Source organism: Neptuniibacter sp. (assembly GCF_024231755.1).
Taxonomy (GTDB): Bacteria; Pseudomonadota; Gammaproteobacteria; order Pseudomonadales; family Balneatricaceae; genus Neptuniibacter.
This window is the reverse complement of sequence record NZ_JAAEQH010000364.1, coordinates 1-6,384: the sequence shown is the minus strand read 5'-3', so window position 1 is coordinate 6,384 and position 6,384 is coordinate 1. Positions and strand designations below refer to the sequence as shown.

Sequence of the window (6,384 nt, the reverse complement as noted above, 5' to 3'; positions counted from 1 at the left end):
GGCGCTGCGCCAGAGTGAAGTTAAAATTGGAAAGCTGGCAAAACAGATTCAGGCCTTAGATAAGCAGTTAAGTGGTTTGGGTAATCATGCTGAAAACCTGGAAGAGAAACGTGACGCTTTACGTAAGGAATTAAAAAAACGCGCTCTTTTGATAGAGAAACAGATTGCCCAGCAGTACCAAATGGGGAAACAAGCGCGGTTACAGCTGCTCCTAACACAGCGTGATCCAGAAACACTGGACAGGGTAATTCGCTACTATGATTTCGTGAATGATGCTCTTAAGCAGGATATGCAGCAGTTCCAAAAGAAACTGGCTGATCTGACAGGTACTGAGCGAGAGCTAAGCGATACTGAAAAAAAGATGGTGGTAAAGCGAGATCAGTTAAAGTTGGAAGTAAAGGCTTTACAGACCTCAAGACAGAAGCGCCAATACACCCTTGCCCAACTAAAAAAGACGTTGTCTAGCGATGAGGCTAAGTTAAAACAGCTCAAGCTCGACCAGAAGCGTTTGCAGGCGGTGTTGAATGAAATTGAGAAAAGTCTCAACTTTGCTACCTTGGTGAAAGACGATAAAAGCTTCCGTGAGCTAAAAGGAAAGCTGCCTTGGCCGTTAAAAGGAAGAGTACGCCAGAATTTTGGAACGGTTCGTAACAACATCCGTTATGATGGTATATGGATTCAGGCTAAAGAGTCCGCACCGGTTAAGGCGGTGCATCACGGCCGAGTGGTATTTGCTGACTGGTTACGAGGTTATGGTTTAGTCTTGATCGTTGATCACGGATCGGGCTATATGAGTTTGTATGGTTATAATCAGAGCTTGTTGCTTGATACTGGCGACTGGGTGTCGGCAGGAGATACGATAGCAACCGCTGGAAGCAGTGGCGGGCGTGTTGATAATGGTCTCTATTTTGCTGTCCGTTATAAAGGCAAACCCAGCAACCCTAAGCGCTGGCTGAACTGATAAGAATAAGGGAATTGATAATGAAGATAACGTTGTGCCAACCTCCTGTGCTGAAAAAGCTGTTTGCCGGGATAGCGCTGTCTGCTTTCATCTCGATTCCATCATTCGCCGAAGAAACCAAAGACGGTTCTGTTAAAGAAGGTTCTGCTACTGAGAGTAGTGAAAAAACACTTCCTCTTGATGAGTTAAGACTTTTTACAGAGGTGTTTCAGCGTATCAAATCTGCATATGTGGAGCCCGTTGATGATGCGACTCTGTTGGAGGACGCGTTAAGGGGAATGATTGCAGGCCTTGATCCACATTCAGCGTATCTAGAGCCGAAAGAGTTTGAAAACCTGCAAGCTCACACTAGCGGTGAGTTTGGTGGGCTCGGTATAGAAGTTGGCATGGAAGATGGGTTTGTCCGGGTTATTACTCCAATCGACGATACACCTGCTCAGCGTGCAGGGGTTAAAGCCGGTGATCTGATCAGTAAGCTAGATGATAAACCTGTTCAGGGCATGGATCTGGGCGAAGCCGTAGAGCTTATGCGTGGTAAACCCGGCAGTAAGATTCTGCTAACGATTGTGCGTGAAGGAGAGGAAAAACCACTTGAGATAGAGGTTGAGCGCGATGTTATCCAGGTGGCAAGTGTCAAAAGCCGTATGTTGGATGATGGCTTTGCCTATGTACGCGTCTCTCAATTTCAAGTGGATTCAGGTAAAGAAGTTAATAAACATATCAAACGCCTGATGAAAAAGGATGAGCTAAAAGGCTTGGTGCTTGATCTGCGTAATAATCCGGGTGGTGTTTTACAAGCTGCGGTTGATATTAGTGATAGTTTCTTAAATGAAGGTTTGATTGTTTATACCAAAGGGCGAATGCCAGAAACGGAACAGCGTTTCAGTGCGACGAGCACAACTCTGGTTCCCGAGCTTCCTTTAGTTGTGTTGATTAATGGTGGTTCTGCTTCAGCTTCTGAGATCGTTGCCGGTGCTTTACAGGATCAGGGGCGCGCAGTGATTATGGGGCAGGATAGTTTTGGTAAAGGCTCAGTGCAGACAGTCTTGCCATTAACCAAAGAGCGAGCGTTAAAGCTTACAACGGCGCGTTACTACACTCCAAAAGGTCGTTCCATTCAGGCTCAGGGTATTAAACCGGATATCATTGTCGATGATGCGGAGATAACCTTGCGCAGTGATGGGCCAGAGTATCTTAAGGAAAGTGATCTGAGTGGCCACCTGGATAATGGCAAGAAAAAGGTTTCTAAGAAGGGGCGAGTCAGTAACTTAGCTGTGCGCGATTATCAGCTGTACGAAGCGTTAAACCTTCTAAAAGCCATAGTGATCGTTCAAAAGTGATCACTCACAACTGATACAACAAAGATGAAAAACATTTTGGACGTGAAGTTGCTGTTAGTTTGCTTGGGGGTATTAATCTCCCTGGCTCCCTTTTCAGTAAAAGCAGATCCTCCTTCTGATCCCGTGATGGCGATTATCATCGATGATATTGGTGATAACCGTGCAAAAGGGATGGCCGCAATTAATCTGCCAGGCGCTATCACCTACGCTTTTCTACCGCATACCCCGCACTCTTTTGAATTAGCTGAAACGGCTCACCTTTTAGGCAAAGAAGTTATCTTGCATGCCCCAATGGAAAATAAACAGGGCCTTCGCCTGGGGCCTGGAGCACTGGAGCAGCATCATAGTAGTCATCAACTACGCAGTATCTTAACCACCGGATTGGATTCAATCCCTCATGTTTCAGGCATGAATAACCATATGGGCAGCTTGTTAACAGAAGACCGAAGTAAGATGGCTGATGTGATGGCTGTAGCTAAAAAGCGTGGCTTGTTCTTTATAGACAGTGTAACTACGTCTAACACCGTAGCTTGGCAAGTTGCACGTGAGAACGGTATTCCATACCTGACAAGAGATGTTTTTCTCGATAATGAACAACGTTGGCAATATATTCATGGGCAGTTTAAGCAGGCGTTGAAGCTTGCTGTCCAGCAAGGGCATGCCGTACTCATAGGACATCCCTATCCAGAAACTGTGAGATATCTGTCTGAAGCGCTGCCGATTCTTGATCAGTTGGGTATTCGTTTAGTCACCGCGTCCGAATTGCTGAAAATTCGTACAGATACTAAATTGATGCTGGTGGATAAGCAGGTGCATGAAACTTGTGATAGTTATGAGGGCCATTGTCAGTCAGCCCCCATGGCTGCCCGTTAAGCACTGAATCAGTCACACCAAAATTGCCAACCCATCGCCAATCAACTTTATTCCTACCATGATTGTCAGCGTCTCGAAGGCACGTTTCACCAGCTTGTTACCTTGAGTAATCGCCAGATGGGCACCAAGATAGGAACCTAGAGTTGCTCCGACAAGCAACGCGGGTAACCATTCCCACTTTGGTTCCTGTTGCAGTGCTACCGTCAGTGCGCCAGTTGAATTCCAGAACAGACCAACCAAGATCAGCACGTAAGTAACCGAAGTTTTATAATCGAGTCCAAACCAGCGCACTAGCCAAAGGGTGACAAATAACCCAGTGCCTGAGGTTAGAGAACCGTTCAGCGCTCCGATCATAAATAGAGCCAGGCCTCCAATAATTAGGCCTTTTCGATCTCGATTTTTGGGCTCGGCGGTCATTCCCAATGATTTCTTGTTGAGGGAGTAGATGCCGAGACCAGAGGTGAGAATACCCAGGCTAAATATTGTCCAGCCTTCGGGAATCTCGAGAATAATATCGGCGCCTAAGACAACACCAGGTAAACCGCAGACCAGAATAAACGCGCAGAAACGATAATCGAGCTTGCCTTCACGCAGATGCCTGATGGTTGCCCCTACACCTAAGGCAACACTGGCAATTTTATGTGTCGCTAGTGCTGTGCTGAAACTCAGGCCCAGGAACAGCAATACAGGAAGTTGCAGTAAGCCGGCACCACCTCCCGCCATCGCTGACAAGGTATTGGCAAATAGGGAGAGTAAAAACAGCGCGGTTTGTTCCAGTATCAGATCCATGGTGGTGTTTCAGGTAGGGTAAGAAAGGGAAGGAAAACCTTCCCTTGTGGTGCTGTGCCGAAAAGTAACGGTGTTAATAAAACTATGTTCTGAAAATGCCTTCTGCAAGGCGTGGCCATTGATCCTGCCACTGTTCGGTCGGTTTCTTGCGGAACTCGGTGCGAACAAATTGGCGAATTCGCCCCTCTGCTGCTGCCAGCATCAGGTTAGCACTGGCACCTGCTGTGGTTTGGGTACGCAGCCCTTCTTTAGCTTCCGCTTCACGTAGAACCTGCTTTAACTGGGTTTCCAGGCGTTCGAAGAACTGGTTGATGCGCTGGCGTAAGCGATCAGTTTCACCGGCAAGCGCGTCACCCGTGAGAATGCGTGCCATGCCAGGATTACGTTCAACGAATGCTAATAGCAGCATAATGATCTGTTCGCACTGCTTTATGCCATCGGATTCAACCTGAGTAATGGCTGTTACACGACTGAAAATGGTCTCTTCAATAAAACCTATCAGGCCCTCGAACATACGTGCTTTGCTCGGGAAGTGTCGATAGAGTGCGGCTTCAGAAACGCCGACTTCTTTCGCCAGGGCTGCGGTAGTTATACGCTGCCCAGGGTTAACTTCCAGCATCTGAGCCAGGGACTGAAGGATCTGTTCACGGCGGGACAGCTTCTCTTTATCACTCATATTCAGGCCTTAGCTGCTCTTGTTGGTGATCAGCGTACCAACACCTTCATCGGTGAAGATCTCCAACAGACAGGAGTGCTCAACACGGCCATCGATAATGTGGGCGCTGGTTACACCGCCTTTTACGGCGCTCAGAGCGCAATCGATTTTAGGCAGCATGCCGCCGTAAATTGTGCCATCTTCGATTAGGCCATCCACCTGTTGTGTTGTCAGACCGGTGAGTACCTGACCGTCTTTATCCATCAGGCCTTCAATGTTGGTCAGCAGGATCAGTTTTTCCGCCTGTAATACTTCAGCAACCTTGCCTGCTACCAGGTCAGCGTTGATGTTGTAGGAAGCTCCATCCTGACCTACACCGATTGGTGCGATAACCGGGATGATGTCGGAGTTCACCAACATATCCAGAACCTTCACGTTAACGCTGGCAACTTCACCTACGTGACCTATATCGATAATTTCAGGCGCTTCCATGTCTGGTGTTTTATGCTCAACGCGCAGCTTTTTCGCACGTAGCAACTGACCATCTTTACCAGTTAAGCCAATTGCTTGGCCGCCGTTGTTATTGATCAGGCCAACAATCTGTTTGTTTACCGCGCCGCCCAGTACCATTTCAACCACATCCATGGTTTTGGAGTCTGTGACACGCATACCGTTGATGAAGTGCGATTCGATTTTAAGGTCATTTAGAAGTTGACCAATCTGTGGGCCACCGCCATGAACAACAATCGGGTTAATACCGATCAATTTCATCATTACAATGTCACGGGCAAAACTGTTCTGTAGCTTTTCATCAATCATGGCATTACCGCCATATTTGATGATGATAGTTTTACCAACAAAACGTTGGATATAAGGCATCGCTTCACTAAGAACGTGAGCGGTAGTCATAGCGTCGTTGCGTGTCAGAGGCATATCTCTTCCTTCAATCTTATTCTTGGCACCAGCCATTACCTCTGACTGGTGCGATTATTTCTATGTTATTCGTGTGGGATAACCAACCTGCTGTCTACTTCCTGGAGCTTTTGCTCAAATTCAGCGCGAATACGCTGTAGAGCTTCCTCAGTCTCTGCTTCAAAGCGCAGCACGAGGACAGGCGTGGTATTAGACGCGCGAACAAGGCCCCAGCCATCGGGATAATCAACGCGAACCCCGTCGATGTGGTTAGCATCGCCACCAGGGAATGCTTTTTCCTGTAGTGCAGCAACGATGTCGAACTTGTTCTCATCGGTAACCGTAATGTTCAGCTCCGGAGTGCTGACGTCTTCAGGGTATTGGGAGAATAGGTCAGATACTGTTTTATCAGTTCTAGCCAGAATTTCTAACAGGCGGGCTGCGCTGTATAGAGCGTCATCAAAGCCGTACCAACGTTCTTTAAAGAAAATATGGCCGCTCATCTCACCACCAAGAAGGGCACCGCTTTCCTTGATTTTCTGTTTAATCAGAGAGTGGCCTGTACGCCACATGGTTGGTTTGCCGCCAGCGTCACGAATCACGTTTGCCAGCAGGCGGGAGCATTTAACGTCGTAGATGATCTCTGCGCCAGGGTTGCGCTGCAGAATCTCTTCGCTGAACAACATCATAATGCGATCAGGGTAAATAATTTCACCTTTGTTGGTAATGACGCCCACGCGGTCGCCATCGCCATCGAATGCAAGACCAAGATCCGCACCGGTTTCTTTTACTTTGGCAATTGCGTCGATTAGGTTTTTAGGTTTACCAGGATCGGGGTGATGGTTAGGGAAGGT

7 protein-coding genes are annotated in these 6,384 nt (G+C 47.6%); 3 read left to right on the top strand and 4 right to left on the bottom strand.

Annotation, left to right across the window (positions count from 1 at the left end):
• The 3 genes from GY843_RS20180 to GY843_RS20170 all read left to right on the top strand — a co-directional run.
• Positions 1-961: peptidoglycan DD-metalloendopeptidase family protein (locus GY843_RS20180; RefSeq protein ID WP_297312397.1), on the top strand; the 961-nt coding region annotated here is incomplete at its 5' end.
• 20 nt (positions 962-981) lie between these two features.
• Positions 982-2,301, top strand: a complete 1,320-nt coding sequence (locus tag GY843_RS20175; protein WP_297312395.1) for a S41 family peptidase — start codon at positions 982-984, stop codon at positions 2,299-2,301.
• Positions 2,302-2,325: 24 nt separating this feature from the next.
• Positions 2,326-3,174, top strand: a complete 849-nt coding sequence (locus GY843_RS20170; RefSeq protein ID WP_297312393.1) for a divergent polysaccharide deacetylase family protein — start codon at positions 2,326-2,328, stop codon at positions 3,172-3,174.
• Between the two features lie 12 nt (positions 3,175-3,186).
• Here GY843_RS20170 and GY843_RS20165 read toward each other — a convergent pair whose 3' ends face one another.
• The 4 genes from GY843_RS20165 to GY843_RS20150 all read right to left on the bottom strand — a co-directional run.
• Positions 3,187-3,963, bottom strand: coding sequence for a sulfite exporter TauE/SafE family protein (locus GY843_RS20165; RefSeq protein ID WP_297312391.1), 777 nt, complete (start codon positions 3,961-3,963; stop codon positions 3,187-3,189).
• An 82-nt stretch (positions 3,964-4,045) separates the two neighbouring features.
• A complete protein-coding gene (gene slmA / locus GY843_RS20160; protein WP_297312389.1) occupies positions 4,046-4,639 on the bottom strand; it encodes a nucleoid occlusion factor SlmA in 594 nt (197 codons plus the stop codon).
• 9 nt (positions 4,640-4,648) lie between these two features.
• Entirely contained in the window at positions 4,649-5,551 is a 903-nt protein-coding gene (gene argB, locus GY843_RS20155) for an acetylglutamate kinase (protein WP_297312386.1), read from the bottom strand.
• Positions 5,552-5,616: 65 nt separating this feature from the next.
• The coding region (locus GY843_RS20150; protein ID WP_297312385.1) for a phosphomannomutase/phosphoglucomutase at positions 5,617-6,384 on the bottom strand (768 nt) is incomplete at its 5' end.